Source organism: Streptomyces sp. NPDC001941 (genome assembly GCF_040296945.1).
Taxonomy (GTDB): Bacteria; Actinomycetota; Actinomycetes; order Streptomycetales; family Streptomycetaceae; genus Streptomyces.
Window position 1 is genome coordinate 1 of sequence record NZ_JBEOYE010000232.1, and the last position, 2,549, is coordinate 2,549.

A 2,549-nucleotide genomic window follows, 5' to 3' on the forward strand; every position below is an offset into this window, starting at 1 on the left:
GGCGGCCGGCGTGGCGGGGGCGGGTGGCGCGGCAGGCGGCGTGACGGCCCGGAAGCCCTCGGCGCGGACCTGGCCGCTCAGGTGCACCGGGTCCTCGCGGGTGAGGTACCACGGCACCGGCGGCTCGGCGTCGGGATCGGGCCCGGTGCTGCCGGGCGTGCCGCTGTCCCATCCCGCCAGCCGCCGCGCGTCCTGGGTGGAGATCCAGTCCAGGCTGACCACGCGGACCGGGCGGGCCGCGGAGGCGGGCTCGCCCGCCTTGCGCACCATCAGCGTGCGCTCGACCCGGTAGAGCGCGACCGGCTGGTTGCGCAGCCGCCCGGTGGTCTTGCGGGCCGCGTCGGTGCCCAGGTAGTGACCGCGCCCGGTGCCGAAGTCACCGCGCACCAGCGGTCCGCCCTGGAGGCGCACGTCGGTGTGCGGTCCGGTGAGCGTGTAGTTGGGCCCGGCGGTGACCTGCAGGCCGAAGCGGGTCTCGCGGGCGTGCCCGCGCTCGTTCTGGTAGGTGGTCTGGGCGAGGTCGCGGATCTCGGTCTTGAAGGACTCGGTCACCAGCGTGGCCCGGTGCGCCACGGACCGCTCCACGACCAGGTGCCCCAGCGGACGCTGGCCGCTCCCCCGGGTCAGCTCGGGTCCGCTGACCGGTCCGGTGAGGCGCCCGAACAGGCTCAGCAGCCGCCCCGGCCGTACGTACGAGACCATCGTCCGGTGCGCCGAACTCCCCGGCCGCGCACCGGAGACGGCGAGGGCCACGCCCTCCGGCGGGTCGGTCAGGTGCAGGCCCGTGGTGTCGCTCATGCGGGGCTCGACGCCGCCGGGAAAGGTGAGCGTGCGGGGCGCGCGGCGGGGGCCCGTGAAGGGCACGGTGAGGTCGTCCGGCAGCCGCCAGCTCAGCCCGTCGCGCATGGCGAACCGCCCGGTGTGCACGGCGGTGCGCGTCCAGCCGGGGCCCCTCGGGGTCGTGGACGCCCCGGTCGTGCTGGTCGTCGCCGTGGGCGTCCCGGCGGGCTTCGGCGCCTCGGTGACGCGTTCGACGCGCACCCGGTAGTGGACGTCGTCCAGGTGCAGGTGCGAGCCGTCGTGGGCCCGGTACTCGGACTGGTGGAACGCCTGGGTGCCCTGGGTGTAGTCGGTCCTGCGGCTCCAGCCCAGGGACAGGCCGATCTTCAGCATCCAGTTCAGCGGCGGGCCCATCCCGACGGCCGCGGCGACCCGCCGGCCGACGCCGACGCTACGACCGCCGCCGGTACCGGCCTGGCCTCGCCGCATGGTGTCCAGGCGGACCGTCGAGCCGTTGACGTCGGCGAAGCGCTGCCAGCGGTGGTACGGGACGGCCTCGACGACCAGCTCGTGGCCGACGCCGGACTTCTCCCTGCCCACGAGCCGGGCGCCGCGCGGGGCGGTGAACGCGCCCGGCTGGTCGGTCAGCAGGCGCAGCAGCTCGGCCTCGTCGAACTGCTCGCGCAGCTTCTTCGGGAGCTGGTCGAAGACCTCCCTGGCCACCTGCTCCGGCGAGCGCAGGGTGACGACGCCGAGGCCCGTGAACAGGCCGGTCCCCGGCGACGTACCGGGGCGCGTGCCCGTGCCGTCGTCGTCGGGGTCGGCGTCCGGGCTGATCAGGACGGTGGGCAGCCGGGAGCCGTCGTCGAAGACCACACCGCGCGGGGCCGGACCCGGGGGCGGGGCGTCCTCGCCCGTCAACAGGCGTGCGGGGCGGTGCCGTTCGAGCTGGGTCTCCAGCGGGACGACGTCGCCGGGGTCGGCGGGCGCCTGCTCGGGGCCGTCGAGGTCGGTGACGCCGCCCATGCTGCGCAGCCACTCGCCGAACAGGTCCGCGTCCGGGTCCGGGGTCGTCGTCTCGGAAACGACCGGGAGCGGCGGCGTCACCGTCGTCGCGGGCGCCGCAGTCGTCGAGGTGCTCGTGGTCGTCGTGGTCGTCGGGAGGGGGGCGGGACCCTGGGAAGCGGGGACCAGCGCGTCGTAGTGGTCGGTGCCGTTGTACGCGAGGTGCAGCGTGCCGCCGCGCCCGCCCGGGTTGAGCGGCGTGACCAGGACGCGGCCGGCCCGCTGCGGGTCGGCCTGGACGAGCCGCAGGTCGAGGTCCAGGGTGTGCGCCAGGGCCTGCGGGAGCAGATCGGCGAAGGGCGAGGACCACAGCTGCGGGCGTTCGGCCGCCGCCGCGATGAGCGCCGCCGTGCCCAGCCGCCGCGCGTCGGCGGGCGTGGGCGCCACCTCGGCGAGGTGCGGGTAGCCGCTGTCCCTCAGGATGCGGCGCCACTGGCGGGCGTCGCCGTCGGTGTGGACCGCCTGGGCGATCCGGTTCCTGTGCTCGGTGATGCGGCCGACCCCGGCGGGGTCCCGCACCCCGGCCATCGCGGTCACCCGCAGGTCGTCGACGACCGCGAGCACCGGGTCGGGGGTCGCGGGGGGGGGCGCCCGCCCCGCGGGGGGGCGCGCGGCGCCGGGGGGGGGGGAGGGGGGGGGCCCCGGGCCCATAACCCCCGGCCCCCCCCCGGGGCGCCCCCCGGCCCCCGCCCGGGCGCGGGCGG

Annotated in this window: 1 pseudogene; it reads right to left on the reverse strand. The window is 77.2% G+C overall.

What is annotated here, in order from left to right:
- Positions 1–2,409: pseudogene (locus ABT160_RS46750) on the reverse strand (OTU domain-containing protein); the annotation flags it as partial.
- Positions 2,410–2,549 lie beyond the last annotated feature (140 nt).